Below are 18,160 nucleotides of genomic sequence, written 5' to 3'. Positions count from 1 at the left end.
CTTTTAATTACAGTATTCGCAACCACTTAATGAGACTGCCAATCCAAAGGTAAGGTTAAATACACTGCCATTAAAAGCTCCCAAGCCATTTAATGCCGGATTATAATTGTCTAAAGAAGTTAATCCGTAAATATAAGAAACGTCCGTATAGACCGAAACCTTCTCATTTATAGCATAGTTAAATTCCAAACCTCCTAAAAGATTCATAAAAGTTTGCTTATTATCACCCAAGGTTCCTAAAGGCTTTACAAAGGATACACCTGGTCCTGCATGAGCCACAGTCCGAAGTCGCATGGGTAAAATCCCGATAAGGTCAGTTGGGTCATAAACAAACTGCGCATTAACTCTTGTGTAATTAATTTTAAATTCTGGTGTCTCATCATCATTTTTAAAACGGTTAAAACCCAAATCTAATTTTATACCATATTGACGTTTTAGCATGTGTTGAATCCCTAAATTAACCGTTGGAAAATTTAATGACTGAGCATATGAGCCTTTTACAAATCCGTCTGTGGTTGGGTAATTGACTCCAACCGCAAACAGTGCTTTCCATTTTGCAGTGTCTTTTAATTGGGCTTCACTTTTAAACGTTATAAAAAGGATTACAAAAAAGAAAAGGTATTGTTTAAAATAGTATTGCATCTGTTAGTTTTTGATTTTATTTGTAGTATGCATAACAATGGATCTCACAAAATTAAACAATTCTTCTTTGTACTTATCAAGTTGATTATTGTTGTTGCAGCTTTTTATTTTATTTATACTAAAATTGTTGAAAACGAACATTTAGAATTCAACAAATTTGTCGTTTTTCTGAATAAAAATGAGGTTTTTTCATTAAAGAATAGCCTTGTTTTAATTATTTTAACTGGTTTTAACTGGTTTTTCGAAATTACAAAATGGCAACAGCTCGTTAAGGTAATTAAGGGTATTTCATTTATATCTGCTTTAGAACAGAGTTTAGGAGGGCTAACAGCCTCATTGATTACTCCCAATCGTATTGGTGACTATGGTGCCAAAGCAATTTATTATACCAAACCTTACCGAACTAAAATTGTATTATTAAACCTGTTGGGTAATATGGCGCAAATGATTATAACAACATTACTTGGCTGTATTGGTTTTACACTATTTGCAAGGCAATATGCTATAGCTATTAATTACACTAACATGATTACTATAGGCATTATTATTTTAATTATTGGACTCTTCACTGGTATGATATTATCAAAAAAACATTTTAAAATAAAAGGGTTTTCGCTTATTTCTGTCATTGATTTTATTAAATCTATACCACTAAAAACACATGTTTTAAACCTAATTTTATCTTGTGCTAGGTATCTTATATTTTCATTTCAATTTTACTTTCTATTAACTGTATTTAATATCGATCTTAATTATTACGATGCTATGCTAGTAATTACAAGCATGTATCTTCTCGCTTCTATTGTACCCACCATTTCAATTTTTGATGTCGTTATAAAAAGTAGTATTGCTGTGTTTTTATTTGCATATATTCCGGTTAATGAGTTTATTATTTTATCTATAACAAGTCTCATGTGGCTACTCAATTTTGTACTTCCAAGTGTTTTTGGCAGTTATTTTGTGCTCAACTTTAAACTTCCTAAATCCGTAGATTAATGCTGACCTATGTAGTTGTTTTTATCATTATAGCGTACCTCTGTATTATAGGTCTGCTTTGCTACGGATTTGACTTGGTAGATAATTTTAAGCTACGAGATATACCACCAAAGACAAAATTTTCTGTCATCATTCCATTTCGAAATGAAGCAAATAATCTTCCAAATCTGTTAGATTCTATTTTAAAATTAGCGTATCCAAAATCCATGTTCGAAATTATTTTAGTCGACGACGATTCTGAAGACAATTCTGTAGCCGTCATCAATTCAATAGTACTAAAAAACTCATTTAAATTTGCGAATGTTGACCTTCAGATTATAAAGAATATTAGAATTTCTAATTCACCTAAAAAAGATGCCATTACTGCTGCTGTTTCAGTTTCAAAATACAACTGGATTGTTACGACAGATGCCGACTGTAGTTTACCTAAGTACTGGCTAGATGCCTTGGATGAATGTATTCAATTAAAAAAACCTGATAGTATTGTTGCTCCTGTTACCTATCACGGTAAAATGACCTTTTTAAATCGTTTTCAGACTTTAGACATGCTGAGTTTGCAAGGAGCAACCATTGGTAGTTTTGGCATAAAAAAGCCCATATTATGTAATGGAGCGAATTTCTGTTATCGCAAAGAGTTATTTTATACCGTAAAAGGATTTAACGACAATAACACTATTGCCAGTGGAGACGATATATTCCTTCTTGAAAAATTTATAGCCCACGATGCTAAAAAAGTGCAGTATTTAAAATCTAAAAATGCTATCGTAACCACAAATCCTGCTTATGGCCTGAGCGCACTAATACACCAACGTTTACGCTGGGCCTCTAAAACAAGTGAAAACAAAAATAGATATACAAAAGGAACTGGATTCGTTGTTTTCTTTGGCAACTTAACGTGTTTAGGCTTGCTACCCGCTATTTATTTTAATAGTATAGCACTAGACATTGCTGTGGCCTTATACAGTATTAAATTCAGTATTGATTTTTTATTGCTATTTAAAACCACCCGTTTTTTTAAACAAGAAAATCTTTTATTATCCTATATCTTTTTGAGTATTATCTATCCAATATTTAACGTTAGTATCGTTTTTTTAACCTTTTTTAAATCTTATGAATGGAAAAATAGAACCTTTAAAGCCTAAAACTACTCAGTAAAAAAAATTATTTAATACGTACAATAACAGGTAACTCAAAAGCAGTGGTAACTTGCTGATTGCGCTTAATCGCTGGATAAATTTTGGGGACACCTTTTAGACTCTGTCGTAGTAAGCTGTCAATTTTTGGTATCTCTTGAATTGTTTCAGGTCGTATCTTAATAGATGTAACCTTTAATAAGCCTGATTTATCAATTTTTATTTTAAGTGTAATGGTATCGTTAACATCATTTGAAACGACAAAATTTTGAGCAGACAAATATTGATTAACGCTAGAAATTAAAGTATTTTGAAAACATAATTTATGAGTTTCCTTAGAAGTCATATGCTCACAATCCGTAAAGGTCGGATAGGTGTCGACCTCATTCCAGTTGAAAGTTTGCAATTCTTCTTCAAGCAAATCTTCAGGATAGACTTTCTTCTTTTCAAAATAATTGCAAGAGGTTGCAAAAAGCAAGATTAAAAGACAAACAATTCGATTCATTACTAGTGTTATGATAGCGAAAAGTACGATATTTTATTGAAAAAGAAGCGAGACTACTAGGCTTTTAGATTGAAGCGTAATATGGTATGATAATTTTTATTTTTACAAGGAATATTATTCGCCTTCTAAAAATTTTTCTTCTTTTAATTCTTTTAATCTGCCTTTAACATATCCTAAAAACGGACTTTTTTTATGCTTTTCAATAAACTGTTCGTACAATTTAATTTTAGAGTCAATGTCGGCATAATATTCATCTTTAGTTCGAAGTAGATAGAACTCAGACATCATGTTTGAAGGGTCTTCTTTTATTGATTTCTGAAAAGCTTTAATAGCTTGATCGTATTTTTTCTGCCGATTAAAAATAATTCCCAAACGCTGATATTCATCTGACAATGGCAGATCCTTTAATAATAAAGCCATTGTGATGTACTTTTCAGCCATTTCAAAATTATTTAAACTTTGATAATAAGACCCAATAGTGAAGATGGCATTGGCATCATTTGGACTATACTTTAAGGCTTGTTTTCGGTGATAAATAGCCTCGTCGTAATCTGAATTTTGGGCGTAACTCAAACTTAATTTTTCATGTATAAATTCGGAATTCTCACCTAAATCCAACAGTTTTTTAAACCAAACTACAGCATGGGTATAGTACTCTTGATGGTAATAGGCTTGTGCTTTTAAACTGATTAGCTCTATATTGTTTTCGTAGCTTTCTAGGCCACGGTCTATATATCTATGAGCTTCTAAAAAATTGCGTTTTTTTAAATGCTGTTTTGCAATTTTAAAAATCGCCTTTTGATGTGTTTCATCTAGTTCAAATGTTTTCTGAAATTGCCGTAATGCTGTAGTGTCTTTTTGTTTTTCTAAAACCACACCCAATTCATAATAGTAATCGGGGTTTAAACTATCGGCTGCAATTAAGTTTGAAAACAGCTGATTTGCCTTATCGTACTTTTTAGTTCGAGATAAAAGTTTAGCGTATTCATATTGCAACAGAAGGTCTTCTGGGTTGGCTTTAGTCGCTTTTTCGTAATTTACTATAGCTTCCCCATAATTACCTATGGCTATATAAGCCTTTGCAATCTCATCGTAAACGGGATCTAAATGATCTAGTGATTTATAGGTCGCAATGGCCTTTGTAAAATTGCCCGTATTATAAAGGTGATCTGCCTCTTCTTTAGAATTTTGAGCATGTATGCTAAGTGCAACAATAAAACATGAAAAGAAAAAGAATAGTTTCATACGGATTATAATTAGTCTTTTTTAATGTCATGAATTTGAAAAACAATAGGCAAAGCATACGATACTGCTACAACTTCACCTTCTTGTGTAGCTGGTCTAAACTTTGGCAATAACTTTAAAACTCTAATAGTTTCTTCTTCTAATTTAGGATGTGGTCCTCTTGCTACGATATTGGTAACGTTTCCTGATTTATCTATTATAAATTGTGTGAAAATTCGTTTTTTTCCTGCTGGTAAACCTAAAGAATTTGCAAGATCAGTATTAAAATTTTTTCCAACGAGCTTATTAATAGCATGAGCTAAACAATCTTTTAGTTCTATAGTGTTAGATAGCGATTCACAATCGGGATGAATTGGAGCAACTTCTACTTCGCTAAAGGGCACAGCTTCCGATCTTTCAATATCTTTTTCTAGTTTTTTGATTTCTTCTTTTAAAAATTCTACAAGTTCTTTTTTGTTACTTTTATTTGACGAATTATATAAAGCCTCCTTCAAGTTTTTTGTTTCATCAACATTTGTAGTATCAATTCCTTTACTTGCAACCTGAAAAACAATTGGTATAGAAAAAGGCACTATAACAGCTTTTCCTTTTTGTTTCCCTGGTATAAATTTAGGTAAGGTTGCGATAACACGTTTGGCTTCTTCCTCCAACATTGGGCTTGGCCCTCTCGCTACGATATCCTTAACACTGCCATCGGTATCAATTTTAAACTGTACAAAAACACGTTTTCGTCCTGGACTTAAATTATCTCCGACACTTGTATTGAAATTTTTACCAATGTGTTTATTAACAAATTTATTCATACAATTTTTTTGTTCGAAATTACTTTCTAAGTCTTCACACTCAGGTAATGTAGGACTTTCTTCTACAACAGAGAATGGAACTTCTATATGTTCTTCAACCTCTTGTATTATTTTGGACGTATTATTAGAAGTATACGAATCAATCGTAAACGTTTGTGTACCATCTGTAACCACTAGTTTTTTAAAATATGAATCACTTTCTAATTGCTTTAGCAAGCCATTAAATTTAGATTCTTCTTGCGCTGTTTTATTTGCTAAATCTTCTACAAACAATTTTAACACACCATCATGTGTACTTAATTCCCAATACTCTTTGGCTTCTTTTGTGTTTTTATAAGTTTTATACTCCTGGTAATCTCGATATTTTCTGTCCTTCATAAATTGAGAGAGATTAATATCATCTTGAGTTAAGGTTCCATCTTCTGATTTCCTTTGAATATTACCATCTGCAACAAACCTATTAAATGCAATTGATTTCAAAAACTCTTCTCTTGAAAGCATGTATTTCAACCGAGTTTCTTCAGAAAATCCTGCGTAATCTGAAACCTCAGTAAAATTAGCTCCAGCTTTCTTCATGGTTACTATTTCATCATAATACTTTTTAATTAGTTCTTCGTCTGTTCGTTCTTGACTAGCTGCTTGTTCTTGTTGTGTCTCCTTTTGTTGTGCTCTAACTTCTGTAGAGGTATAAATCAACATTCCAAAAACCAAAGGAATTAATAACGCATACTTAAGGAGATGAAGTTGTTTTGATTTTGATTTTTGTAACATTACGATTCGTTTTTTGATTAATGATTTATTAAAAAATGTATTGGTAAAAGACACCTGTTTAACATCTAATACCTGATTGAGTAAACTTGTATAATATTCCGCTTTACCACTTTGTTTTACAGCTTTAGCGTCGGCAATATATTCGTGTAATTCTTTAATTCTATTTTGATAGATAAAAACTAAAGGATTGAACCAAAATACTATTCGTAGCACTTCAAAAAATAATAAATCTACAGTGTGAAATTCTTTAATATGAACCAACTCATGCTCATAAATGGTTGGTTTTTCTGATTCTGAGATTTGTTCACCTAAAAATATGGTGTTGAAAAACGAAAATGCCGCACTACTTTTAATTAAGTTTACAATAAGAATATTGCCTTTCCAACGTCTTGGGTTTGTATGTTTCAACCAATATAATTTCGTGATTTTAATGAGAAATATCAGAGAGGCAATCACAATACCTGTTACGGCAATTATTTTCCAAAGTGGTGTTGGTGGCTCCTCTAAAATAATACCAGCTAGTTCTGCTGTTTGAATGTTATATGCCGTTGGTGTTTTGGTTCCGATAAACACTTCTGGTAAATGAATGACCATATCTTCTGTCGTCATCGTTTTTAATTGGGGAAATTTAAGAAATGGTAGTACAAGCGCTAATACAGACGTAATTATTAAATAAGCTCTGTTGTAATTGAAGAAAGTTTCTCGCTTTAAGAACATATCGTATATCAATAAAAACAAGGCCTGAAAAGCAATAATTTGAAGAATGGAATACAACATAATGTTTAAAGTCTATAATAGTTAATTTTTAAAATGAAGGCATTATTGCGGATTGTTCTTATTAATCTCATCCAATAGCGTTTCAATATCTTTAACATCGACATCATTTTTTTGAACAAAGAATGATACCATACTTTTAAAAGACCCTTGAAAATAATTGTCCACCAACTTATTAATAGACTGATTACTATACGATTCTTTAGCTACAATTGGAAAGTAAATATGCCCTTTTCCTTTTTTTTCGTAATCCACAAACCCTTTACTTTCTAAAATTCTAACGATGGTAGATACGGTATTATAAGCAGGTTTGGGCTCTGGTAAAATTTCAATGATAGATTTTACATTGGCTTTTTTTAGCTGCCATAAGGCTTGCATAATTTCCTCTTCAGCTTTTGTTAACTGTTTCATATAGCAATAACTTCTCTTTGTAATTAAACTTAAATTCCAGAATAAAAGTGGAATTGTTTATATAATTTATTATAAATCATACCGCTAATATAACTAAAATATTAGTTTGAACTAAATTTTTAGTTTATAAAAACGTAACATTATCACTTATTCAGCGTCTTATAAAAGAATTTAAGTATGATTTATGGAAATTTTTTTAGTGTGTATAGCACTAATTTTAATAGTTTTAGGCATATTAGGTAGTTTTCTTCCCGTATTGCCAGGTCCGTTAACAAGTTGGGCTGGTCTTTTAGTGCTTCATTTTACCGAAGGTGTAGAAATGAGTAGGACGTTTTTAATAGCAACTCTTTTAGTGGCTCTGTTAATTTATGTCTTAGATTATATTATTCCTGCTATAGGCACCAAACGATTTGGCGGAAGTAAAGCCGGTATGATTGGTACAACCCTAGGTTTAATTATAGGGTTATTCTCTCCTATTCCATTTGGCATCATCATAGGACCTTTTATCGGTGCACTTATTGGAGAAATGATACATCGTAACGATTTTAACAAGGCATTAAAAGCTGCTTTTGGCTCGTTTTTAGGTTTTATAGCTTCAACGTTTTTAAAATTTATTGTAGCTATAATTTATTTAGGCTTTTTTATTGTAAAATTATCCGAGCACAATAGCAGCTGGTTTTAATAGAAAAAACCTAGTCACATCTTATGTAACTAGGTTTCATTTCTTGCTATTAATTCAACAATTACTTAATAAGGGATTAATTAACTCTTGCTGACTTCGGTAAATATATTGAAGTCATTTAACTTTTTGCTGCGGAAAAACCACACACTTGCTGTGGAAAAACCATACTTTCCTTATTTTACGGTAGTTTCAAGAGGGTAAAAATCTTAAAAAAAGGCTATTTTTTACAAATTATTTTATAAATATCCTTTTTCTCGAGCTTCTTTTAACAAACTTTCATCTTTTCCGTCTTCAATACAGAACAAATTTTTAAGCTGTTTTTTACGTTTTTCTATAGCACTTGTAGAAATATCAATATACTCATTTAAGCTTTTAGTTTTTATACCTTGAGATAATAGATGCAGGATTTTTCGATTGATATCGTCGACATAAATATCACTAGAAATCGCTTTTTTAGTGTAATTACTCACAGTACTACTATAATAAGGTGGGGATTTTAGAATTTGCTGAAAACCATCTGCTAATTCCATTGACGTTAAGTCGCTTTTAATAAGAAAACCATCAGGATCAATTTCCTTTATAATATTATGGATTCTGAACGTTTCATTGAACATCGTAAGAATAACAATTTTAGTTCTTGGCATTAATCGTTTTGCCAAGAGCGCTAAGTCCTCACCAGAGGCATATCTACCATCCTCTGATCCGGGTAAACTAATATCAAAAAAGCAGATATCGTAAGGATATTTTTTAGAAGCCCGTTCAATCATTATTATAGCAGTATCGCAATTATTTGCAGTGTCTATGTATAAATTTTGATCCTCTTTTTTGGTTGCCATTAATACATTCTGATAGCCTTCTATAATAATGGGATGATCATCTACCATTAAAATTTTGATGTGATCCATTTTAAATTAGTTTGTATAAGGAATTTTAACATTAACTGTTGTACCAGTACCGAGTTGCGACGTAAAGTTGATAGTACCATTGATATCACTCACTCGTGATCTCATATTTTTTAAACCAATGCCTTTTTTACTTTTTGAAATATCAAAGCCAGAACCATCGTCTACAACATCTAAGCAAATTAAGTTTTTTTCTAATGAAACACAAATGGTAATAACATTAGCATTGGCGTGTTTATAGATATTCTGCATGGACTCTTGAATAATTCTATAAATATTTATTTTCACCTTGTTAGACACTAAATCCCAATTGATATCATCGGTATATGTAAATTTGTGTTCTAAATTATATGCATGCGTTTGTGATTCAATAAGTGTTGTAATAATACCCATAAAACTTGAGCCAGAGATAAAATCAGTATTTAATTCATGTGATATTTTCCTAATATCATGCTCAATAGTTTTAAGCTGACTAATATACTTAGCTCGCGCCATCATAGCCTCCTTACCTTCATTAAAATTAATACTATCTAAACTGAGACGCACTCCAAAGAGACTACCCAAAACGCCATCATGTAACTCTTTTGAAACTCGTGTTTTTTCTTTCGCTCTGGCTTCATCAACCTTATCCTGTTGACTTAACATAAGGTTATAAATATCTTCATTTGCTTTCTGCTGTACTTGTATCAACTTTAATTTTCTGTTTTTAGCACGTTGAGAAATTAAAACAAGAACCAAAATTGCAGTGACTAATAAACCTAACGACAGAATCACTAAATATAAATTCTCTTTAGATATTTGTTCATTTTCTGCAGCTAACTGATCGGTTTCGTATTCTATTCTAGCAAATTTATTTCTAACGTTTCGCTCAATATTAACTAAACTGTCGCTTAACCTTATATGCTCTTTTAAATAACGCTTACCTTCTTCTCCTTCTTTAATTTGAGAGAGTAACATAAGTGCTTCTAAAGTATAAGTATTGGCGTATAACTTTTTTGATATATCGTAAGCCTCCTTAGCATAGATATAAGCGGAATCATTCTTTTCAAATTCATGATAAAACTTAGACATATCAATATCTACTGCAATCCTAATAAGATCGTCGTCGTATTTTACAGCTAAATCATGTGCATCGTGAAATGTTTTGGAAAGTTCAGAGTAATTTCGATAACCATTTAGTAATTTGGTATGCCCAAGATTACTCATAATTAAAGCATAAAAAGTAGGATCATCCTCTTGGTACTTTGACCTTAAAGGCAACAAACTACTGTATAATTCTATGGCTTTATCATAATCTTTAATTTTCTTATACACAAAAGCCTTATTATGAATTGAGAATATACGATTAAGAAAACCATCGTTCATTTTATTCGCTATCACTATTGCTTTATCATGATACTGAATAGATTTATCAAACTGGTTTAACTCCGAAAATATCGCTGCAATTCTATTGTGTAACATCCACAAATCATCTAAATTATCTTCATTTTCAGGCAGATCATTCAACAATTTGATTGCCTGAATGGCGTTCGTCTCACTCGATGTATAGTCTTTCTCATTATATTGTAAGTCGGCAATACTCATTAAAGAATAAGCCTCTTCTTTATAATTCTTTAATGCTGAATAATATTTAAGTGATTTAGAAAAATAGAAAAAGGAGCTATCATTCACTTTAAAAAACTTGTAGTAACTCCCCAAATTCCCAGTAGAAACGGCAAGAGCAGAAGTATCTTTAAGTTTCTTTGCTAACTTATAATTATATTGATTAATAGAGATGTATTTATCATAGTCTTCTGCATAAAAATATTTTAAAGACAAATTACGATTGGCTTTTAATATCAAAGAATCACTTTTTGCAGATTTAGCGATTTCTAAAGACCTAAGACTGAGATCAAGGCGTTCTTTTTGCGAATAATTAGACTTTTTAGATTCTTCTATAAGGGAATCTACTTGAAACGCTACTATATTACGATCAGAGTTTTGACCATAAATTTTTGCACAAATAAATAAAATTAGAAATAAAGCCCTCAACGATATTATTATAAGTAATTACCCAAAGGTATATTAAATATATGGAAGGCAAAAAGCCCTAATCGTAATTAGGGCTAATTATTTATATATTTTTCGAAGGTTTATCCGTTGGTCTTTAACTTAGATTTTTCCTTTGTATGCGCCATTAAATCGTAATTCTCATACGTTTGATAAGTTGGTTCGTCGCTATTAGCTATAACAGATTCTGATTGTACTCCAGAAATAGTTAATAATAAAACAGCTAGTAATGCAAGAGTAATTTTTAGGGTTTTCATAAGTATTATATTTAGGGTTAAAATTATTCCATATCAAAATTGGTAACGCCAAGCGATACACTGAGGGAAGGGAATGGATTATTAATTATTTTAGGACTACCTAAAACAATACTAAAATTTAAAACGAGGGACGTTTTTAGGCCATAAAATGCCTGTAGTAAAATGGATTAAAATCGATGTTTTTAAGCGTTTTTAAGACTTAATTACATATGCAAATATAAACGTAAAATCGGAAAATCCTAACTAATCGTCGACAAAGTGTACACTTACATCGTCTAAAAGTATATTTTATGTTTATAACTTGTTGAAAACTTGATATCTAAACATTTATTTCGCTTTAAAAAATTATTAGTTTTCTACTCTATAAAATTCAAAAATTTGGCACAAAAAAAAAAGGGCAACAATTTCTTGTTACACCTTCTTTATAATGATTAATAGCATCTATAAGACACCACTTATTTCATAAAGTCACTGCGTTGTTAAAAAACATCTGAATTAAAACAAAAAAGCATCCCAATCTTCTAAATAAGAAAAAAGGAAAGCCTTTCATTGGATTACCAAATGACTTTGGTAAACTACTTCCCAAGATCACTCTTGGAACAACACAACATCTTTATATTGCTAAAAAAAAGCCTCAATTACTTGAAGCTTCTTTTGCAATTTTAGCGGTCTGGACGGGACTCGAACCCGCGACCTTCGCCGTGACAGGGCGACATTCTAACCAACTGAACTACCAGACCGTTGCTTAATTGCGAGGGCAAATATACACCTCATTTTTAATTTGACAAACAAAAAAGTAAAAAAATATATATTTTTCTAAAGAAATTTTTGACGCTCTATCATATAAGTCGTCAAAACACTATCAAATCCAGCATTAATATCGGCTTCTACATACTTAATTCGGTATTGACCACACTTCATTTTTAAGTCCGTAAAATACTTATTAACAGCTCTTTCGTAGTTATCTTTTATATTATCTGCATACAAATTAATGTAATCTCCAGTCTCCACATCTATAAACCGTTTTGGTCTATTATCAAAATCAAAAAATTGTTCTTTTTCTTTATCAAAAACATGAAATAAGACTACTTCGTGCTTATTATGCTTTAAATGTCTAAGCGCTTCAAACAATTTTTCGTCGTTTTCTGAGGTCTGAAACATATCTGTGAATACAAAAATTAAAGACCTACGATGTATCTTTTCTGCAATCTGATGTAAATACTTATAGGTTTCTGTAGTTTTAACTTCTGATTTTGAAACGACCGCAGCACTTAACTGATGTAATAACATTTGGTGATGACGTTCACTACCCTTTTCGGGTGCATAAAAATCATAATTATCACTATAGATACTTAACCCTACAGCATCACGTTGCTTTTTAAGAATAAACATCAAACAAGCACTCGCTAAAGCCGAAAAAGCAACCTTATTAAGATGATCTATAGAATTATCTGCTGTATCCGGATAATGCATAGAACTGCTGTTATCTAAAATAATATGGCAACGCAAATTAGTTTCCTCATCGTATCGTTTAGTATACAAGCGATCGGTTTTAGCATAGAGCTTCCAATCTATATGTTTAGTACTTTCCCCTGGATTATAAATTTTGTGCTCAGCAAATTCAGCAGAAAACCCATGAAACGGACTTTTATGCATACCAGCAATGAAGCCTTCAACCACTTGCTTGGCTAATAATTCGAGGTTTTTAAAACCACCTGTTTTGTTAAGTTCTTGCTGTAAATTCATATCATATCTAAACTAAAAAAGGTTCACCATATAGGCAAACCTTTTATCACTTCTTTTAGGATATTGACTATAATAATGCGTCAATAGCGTCAGAATACGCTTTTTTAGGAGCCACTCCTACTTGGCGACCAACAACTTCACCTCCTTGAAAAACTAACACTGTAGGTATGTTTCTTACACCATATTTAGCAGCAAATTCTTGATTAGCATCAACATCTACCTTACCAACTACAGCCTTTCCTTCATATTCTGTACTGATTTCGTCAATTACTGGTCCAACCATACGACAAGGCCCACACCAAGCAGCCCAAAAATCAACCACTACCGGCTTATCGCTCTTTAATACTGTTTCTTCAAAATTTGCATCTGTTATTTCTAATGCCATAATACTTATGTTTTAATTCTATTTTACTTCATTTTACTACCATTACATAGGTAGACTACAAAATTAGTCAAAATATTTCGCAAACCTTACAATCGCTATATATGTTTTGGTTATAGCTATATAGTTGACTTATATGTTTAATTTTATGGCGCATAAACCAGGCTGTCCATTATATCTTTTTTGCCTTTATGGGCAAAAAAGGATGCCATTACCATCCTTTGCGCAAACTCCAAATACTAATATGCCCCTATTTTAAAAATGAAGCCAACAACTTCTAATGCTTATTATTGATTTTTGCTATCTAACATTTGCATATGATGAAATTATCAGCAATTTCAATTTAATTCAACTTATACATCACATCATGCTCTTTTAAACTGTTTAAAAGCTCTTGTGAAATTTTAACCTTATTCTTACGACTAGGCATTTGCACTTTAATTTTTTCTGCATTGTCATAGACCACAAAATTTAAAGTCTGGCTTCCTTCATGATACTTAATTAAGTCATATAATATATTAACTTTTTCTCGTTCCAAATCTCTAATATTAAGCTGTATGGACAACTTTTTAGCGTAGGTATCCATTACATCATGCAACAGTTGAAAATTATTAAACTGTATTCTTGGCTCTCCTTTTTTTCCCGTATCTCTATTTACCCAACCTTCGCGCACAAAAGCTCTGACATAGACAAAAGAATTGATTACAAAGAAGTGTCTAAATTTTAAATAATCTTCACCAAAAATCCGAAACTCAAAACTATCAGTATAATCTTCAATCGTAAAAATAGCCCAACCTTTACCTTGTTTACTCACTCGATGTTGCACATCTGTAACCACACCTCCAAAGGTTACTTCCTTATTCACTATAGCTTCCAAATCGTTAAAATGCGCCACCACTCCGTTGCAAAAGGTTTTCATTTCAATGGCAAAATCGTCTAAAGGATGTCCGGAAATATAAATTCCTACCACCTCACGTTCTCGAGATAGCTTCTCCATTGTTCCCCAATCTTCACAGGGTGGCACTACAGGTTCTGCTATTTGAACATCGCTTGCGGCACCAAACAAACTCACTTGGGCAGAGTTTTCGTTTTCCTGATGTTTAGCTCCGTATTTTACTGCCTTTTCTAAAAATGTAATGCCGTCCCCATCATGAGCAAAATATTGCGCTCGATGGGTTTCTGGCCAACAATCAAATCCACCAGCGTTTGCTAAACCTTCAAAGGCCTTTTTATTAGCCGCACGCAAATCAATACGCTTAGCTAAATCGAAAATAGATTTATAAGCTCCGTCTTTTTTTCTGTTTTCTACAATGGTTTGTACGGCTCCGTGACCAACTCCTTTTATAGCTCCCATTCCAAAACGTACTGCATTGTCTTTATTTACAGAAAATTTATAAAAACTTTCATTAACACTTGGTCCCAAAACAGGTAGACGCATCCGCTTACACTCCTCCATAAAGAAGGTTACAGACTTAATATCATTCATGTTATTAGACAATACCGCTGCCATATATTCTGCCGGATAATGCGCTTTTAAATAAGCGGTTTGGTAGGCAATCCAAGCATAACACGTAGAGTGCGATTTGTTAAAGGCATAACTAGCAAAAGCCTCCCAATCCTTCCAGATTTTCTCTAGCTTCTTTTTATCTAAACCTTTGGCTCCCGCTTGCTCAATAAATTTCGGTTTCATTTTATCCAAAACCGCAATTTGCTTTTTACCCATCGCTTTTCTCAAGACATCGGCTTCACCTTTGGTGAAATCGGCTAATTTTTGAGACAACAACATTACTTGCTCTTGGTAAACCGTAATACCGTAGGTTTCTTTTAGGTACTCTTCCATTTCTGGTAAATCGTACACAATCTCTTCGTCACCATGTTTACGCGCAATAAAACTTGGAATATATTCCATTGGACCAGGACGATACAAGGCATTCATGGCAATTAAATCATCAAAAACCGTAGGTTTGAGATTCTTCATGTGTTTTTGCATTCCAGGAGATTCATACTGAAAGACTCCTACAGTTTCTCCACGTTGAAATAACTCATAGGTTTTTACATCATCTAAAGGAAAATTCTCCGGGTCTAATTCTATATTATGTTTAGCCTTAACAAGTTTTACCGTATCCTTAATTAAAGTTAAGGTTTTTAATCCCAAGAAATCCATCTTTAACAACCCAGCACTTTCTACTACCGAGTTATCAAATTGGGTTACATATAAGTCTGAATCCTTGGCTAAGGATACAGGCACATAGTTGGTAATATCACTTGGCGTAATAATTACACCACAGGCGTGTATTCCTGTATTACGAACTGAACCTTCTAAAATTCGAGCTTGATTTAATGTTTCGGCTTGAAGATCGTCTCCTTCAGAAATATTTAGTAGTTCATTAATTTTTTCTAAATCTTCCGCTCGGAATTTTTTAGCCAATTCCTTTTCATCTAACCCAAAAATCTTTCCGAGTTTAGACATTAATGGAATTAACTTTGCAATATGATCGGCTTCATTTAGCGGTAAATCTAATACTCTAGCAGTATCTCTAATAGATGATTTCGCAGCCATGGTTCCGTAAGTAATAATCTGAGCCACCTGATTGGCGCCATATTTTTCAATAACGTAATCCATAACACGGCTTCGACCTTCATCATCAAAATCGATATCAATATCGGGCATACTGACACGATCTGGATTTAAGAAACGCTCAAAAAGCAAATCGTACTTAATAGGATCTATATTGGTAATCCATAAACAATACGCTACTACAGATCCTGCCGCAGAACCACGACCAGGACCTACGGAAACATCCATTTTTCTGGCTTCGCGAATAAAATCTTCTACAATAAGGAAGTATCCTGGATATCCTGTTTTTTCAATTACGCCGAGCTCAAAATCAAGACGTTCTTCAATTTCTGGTGTAATTTCACCATAACGAATTTTAGCTCCTCTATAAGTAATATGTCTTAAAAAAGCATTTTCTCCACGTTTACCTCCGTCAATTTCATCTTCTTCATGTTTAAATTCATCTGGAATATCGAATTTAGGTAATAATACATCTCTAGCTAATTCGTAGGGCTCTATTTTATCAACAACCTCTTGGATGTTAACAATAGCTTCAGGCACATCTCTAAATAACGCCTTCATTTCTTCAGATGACTTAAAGTAATATTCCTGATTTGGTAAACCATAGCGATAACCACGTCCACGACCAATTGGTGTAGCTTGCTTTTCTCCATCTTTTACACACAATAAGATATCGTGTGCATTGGCATTTTCTTGGTCAACGTAATAGGTATTATTGGTGGCGACCAATTTTACATTATGTTTTTTAGAAAATTGAATTAATACCGGATTTACACGGTTTTCATCTTCCTGATTATGGCGCATGATTTCGAGATACAAATCATCTTGAAACGTCTCTTTCCACCACAACAAAGCTTCTTCTGCTTGGTTTTCGCCCACGTTTAACACCTTACTTGGTACCTCACCATAGAGATTTCCTGTTAAGCAAATTAAATCTTCTTTGTATTGTTCAATGAGTTTTTTATCAATTCGAGGTACATAATAAAAGCCGTCTGTAAAAGCGGCCGAAGATAGTTTTGCTAAATTGTGATAGCCATTTTTATTTTTGGCCATAAGCACAATTTGATACCCATTATCTTTTCGGGTTTTATCAGTATGGTCTTCACACACAAAGAACTCACAACCTATAATTGGCTTAATTATTTTTCCTTTCTTTTCTAATCCGGCTTCTTCAGCTTCTTGATGCTGTGCTTTTATTTTTTTATTATGACCAGAAACCGCACTTACAAAGTGAAAAGCTCCCATCATATTACCATGATCGGTCATAGCAACCGCAGGCATGTTTTGTTTGGCTGCTGCTGCAACTAAATCTTTAATACTTATGGTAGATTGTAAAATTGAATACTGCGAATGGTTATGCAAATGGGCGAAATCAGCATCCTTTAATTGAGAGGCCGCTTCTTTATCTACAATTACAGGTGCCTCCTCTGCTTGCGCTTTTTGAAGTCTTGCATTAATCTTAGCACTCTCTCGCTTTAGATTAATATGTTTAAGACCGATAAGCTGTATTTCAGCAGGATTTTCTTGTGTGAAATTCTCAAAATATTCTGGAGAAACATCAAGTTCCTCTTTAGTATATTGTTTACGACGAATTAATTCTAAAAAACAACGCGTTGTAGCTTCAACATCGGCTGTAGCATTGTGAGCTTCAGCAAAAGGCTGATTAAATAAATACTCATGTAACTCCGTTAAGGTTGGTAATTTAAATTTTCCATAGCGTCCACCAGGAATCTGACATAAACTAGCGGTATGCTCAGTACAGGTATCTAAAACAGGTAATTCTTGAAGTGGATTTTCTACGTCTTCACGCACAAACTCCGCACCCATAATATTTAAATCGAACTTTACATTCTGACCAACAACAAATTTAGTTTGAGATAACGCCTTATTGAATTTCTCTAAAACTTCAGCTAGTGGCACCCCTTGTTCTTGTGCTAATTCCGTTGAAATACCGTGAATTTTTTCGGCATCATAAGGAATATTAAACCCTTCGGGTTGCACCAAATAATCTTGATGGTCTATACAATTTCCCATACCATCATGCAATTGCCATGCAATCTGAATACATCTTGGCCAATTATCAGTATCAGTAATTGGTGCGTCCCAACGCTTTGGTAATCCTGTGGTTTCGGTATCGAATATTAAATACATGTAGTGTTCGGTCGTTTTGTTATTAAATGGCGTGATTTATAGCAAGAGCACTATAATATAAAACACTAATAATCAGTAAAAACTAAATATATATCCATTAAAAAGCTAGCTTATAAAATTACATAGAATTTAA

Annotated in this window: 14 protein-coding genes and 1 tRNA gene; 3 read left to right on the top strand and 12 right to left on the bottom strand. The window is 32.7% G+C overall.

The genetic code is table 11. The features are described from left to right. Positions 1–3: 3 nt before the first annotated feature. Positions 4–642, bottom strand: a complete 639-nt coding sequence (locus C8N41_RS04865; protein ID WP_115838401.1) for a cell envelope biogenesis protein OmpA — start codon at positions 640–642, stop codon at positions 4–6. 27 nt (positions 643–669) lie between these two features. On the opposite strand from C8N41_RS04865, the gene C8N41_RS04860 reads away from it, so the two are divergent. Further along, positions 670–1,638 carry a lysylphosphatidylglycerol synthase domain-containing protein gene (locus C8N41_RS04860; RefSeq protein ID WP_115838400.1) on the top strand — a complete coding sequence of 323 codons (969 nt, stop codon included), beginning with the start codon at positions 670–672 and terminating at the stop codon, positions 1,636–1,638. Beyond that, on the top strand, positions 1,638–2,780 hold the full coding sequence (locus tag C8N41_RS04855) for a glycosyltransferase (RefSeq protein WP_115838399.1): 1,143 nt from the start codon (positions 1,638–1,640) through the stop codon (positions 2,778–2,780). Before C8N41_RS04860 ends, C8N41_RS04855 begins: the two co-directional genes overlap by 1 nt. A gap of 19 nt (positions 2,781–2,799) precedes the next feature. On the opposite strand, the gene C8N41_RS04850 is transcribed toward C8N41_RS04855, so the two are convergent. The 4 genes from C8N41_RS04850 to C8N41_RS04835 all read right to left on the bottom strand — a co-directional run bounded on the left by C8N41_RS04850 (position 2,800) and on the right by C8N41_RS04835 (position 7,280). Beyond that, positions 2,800–3,276 (bottom strand): hypothetical protein, encoded by a 477-nt coding sequence (locus C8N41_RS04850; RefSeq protein WP_115838398.1) that lies wholly within the window; start codon positions 3,274–3,276, stop codon positions 2,800–2,802. A gap of 114 nt (positions 3,277–3,390) precedes the next feature. Further along, positions 3,391–4,521, bottom strand: coding sequence for a tetratricopeptide repeat protein (locus C8N41_RS04845; protein WP_115838397.1), 1,131 nt, complete (start codon positions 4,519–4,521; stop codon positions 3,391–3,393). A gap of 11 nt (positions 4,522–4,532) precedes the next feature. After that, positions 4,533–6,812 (bottom strand): energy transducer TonB, encoded by a 2,280-nt coding sequence (locus tag C8N41_RS04840; RefSeq protein ID WP_394364693.1) that lies wholly within the window; start codon positions 6,810–6,812, stop codon positions 4,533–4,535. Between the two features lie 102 nt (positions 6,813–6,914). Then, positions 6,915–7,280: a BlaI/MecI/CopY family transcriptional regulator gene (locus C8N41_RS04835; RefSeq protein ID WP_092445216.1), complete on the bottom strand. Its 366-nt coding sequence runs from the start codon at positions 7,278–7,280 to the stop codon at positions 6,915–6,917. Positions 7,281–7,464: 184 nt separating this feature from the next. On the opposite strand from C8N41_RS04835, the gene C8N41_RS04830 reads away from it, so the two are divergent. After that, positions 7,465–7,962 (top strand): DUF456 domain-containing protein, encoded by a 498-nt coding sequence (locus C8N41_RS04830; RefSeq protein ID WP_115838395.1) that lies wholly within the window; start codon positions 7,465–7,467, stop codon positions 7,960–7,962. A 236-nt stretch (positions 7,963–8,198) separates the two neighbouring features. Here the strand turns inward: C8N41_RS04830 and C8N41_RS04825 are convergent, their stop codons facing one another. The 7 genes from C8N41_RS04825 to dnaE all read right to left on the bottom strand — a co-directional run bounded on the left by C8N41_RS04825 (position 8,199) and on the right by dnaE (position 18,027). Further along, the gene (locus tag C8N41_RS04825) at positions 8,199–8,867 is read right to left on the bottom strand and encodes a response regulator (RefSeq protein WP_092445221.1); all 669 of its coding nucleotides are present in this window, start codon (positions 8,865–8,867) and stop codon (positions 8,199–8,201) included. 6 nt (positions 8,868–8,873) lie between these two features. Further along, positions 8,874–10,895 carry a tetratricopeptide repeat-containing sensor histidine kinase gene (locus C8N41_RS04820; protein ID WP_115838394.1) on the bottom strand — a complete coding sequence of 674 codons (2,022 nt, stop codon included), beginning with the start codon at positions 10,893–10,895 and terminating at the stop codon, positions 8,874–8,876. A 101-nt stretch (positions 10,896–10,996) separates the two neighbouring features. Beyond that, positions 10,997–11,170, bottom strand: coding sequence for a hypothetical protein (locus C8N41_RS16905; RefSeq protein WP_170137089.1), 174 nt, complete (start codon positions 11,168–11,170; stop codon positions 10,997–10,999). A 666-nt stretch (positions 11,171–11,836) separates the two neighbouring features. Further along, a tRNA-Asp gene (locus tag C8N41_RS04815) sits at positions 11,837–11,910 on the bottom strand. Positions 11,911–11,986: 76 nt separating this feature from the next. Continuing rightward, complete coding sequence (locus tag C8N41_RS04810; protein WP_115838393.1) at positions 11,987–12,916, bottom strand: DUF58 domain-containing protein; 930 nt, start codon at positions 12,914–12,916, stop codon at positions 11,987–11,989. A 67-nt stretch (positions 12,917–12,983) separates the two neighbouring features. Then, positions 12,984–13,301: a thioredoxin gene (trxA, locus tag C8N41_RS04805; RefSeq protein ID WP_092445227.1), complete on the bottom strand. Its 318-nt coding sequence runs from the start codon at positions 13,299–13,301 to the stop codon at positions 12,984–12,986. A gap of 340 nt (positions 13,302–13,641) precedes the next feature. Beyond that, on the bottom strand, positions 13,642–18,027 hold the full coding sequence (gene dnaE / locus C8N41_RS04800) for a DNA polymerase III subunit alpha (RefSeq protein WP_115838392.1): 4,386 nt from the start codon (positions 18,025–18,027) through the stop codon (positions 13,642–13,644). Positions 18,028–18,160 lie beyond the last annotated feature (133 nt).

It is taken from the genome of Winogradskyella sediminis (assembly GCF_003387355.1).
GTDB lineage: Bacteria > Bacteroidota > Bacteroidia > Flavobacteriales > Flavobacteriaceae > Winogradskyella > Winogradskyella sediminis.
This window is presented reverse-complemented; position numbering and strand designations above follow the sequence as displayed.